Here is a 536-nt window from a genome sequence, read left to right as displayed (position 1 = left end):
ATTCGGCTGAAGGAGGATGAAGAAGCGGTTAGTGAGATGGACAAGGATGATGATCCGGCGACCTACAAGGGCGCATATTTGATCATAAGTAACCGTCATGATGCTCCGAAAGAAGCGTTTGCTGTCTATGGTAAACGCTGGCGGATTGAGGTGTTTTTCAGGACCGCCAAGCAGGAGCTTGGCTTCGAGAAGTGCCACTCCACGTCAGAAGCACATCAGCACGCACATATGGAGCTATTATTTGCGACGGAAACGTTGTTGTCCTACGCATTATGGCAAGTAAACAAAGAAAAAACGAGTGATGAGAGCTCCACCCACGGCGAAATGGTTCAGGGTCTCTTCCACACTCGTTGCCAGGTTCGATCAAGGAACCACAAGGGTATTGAACGAATCTACATCGATTGTGACACAGAGGTACGCCGATTTGCAAGCCTTATTTCCGTATACTGGCCCAAGACGCTTTCTATGTCTTGGTGGCCAGTTTATTCAAGCATAGATTCTCACCATTACCAGTTAATCTCGCGAACTGCATAAGT

General features: G+C 47.8%; 1 protein-coding gene. It reads left to right on the top strand.

Annotated features, from left to right (window positions below):
* A partial coding sequence (locus A7K91_RS05740; RefSeq protein WP_068680616.1) for a transposase occupies positions 1 to 534 on the top strand: 534 nt, incomplete at its 5' end.
* Positions 535 to 536 lie beyond the last annotated feature (2 nt).

It is taken from the genome of Paenibacillus oryzae (genome assembly GCF_001675045.1).
Taxonomy (GTDB): domain Bacteria; phylum Bacillota; class Bacilli; order Paenibacillales; family Paenibacillaceae; genus Pristimantibacillus; species Pristimantibacillus oryzae.
This window is presented reverse-complemented; position numbering and strand designations above follow the sequence as displayed.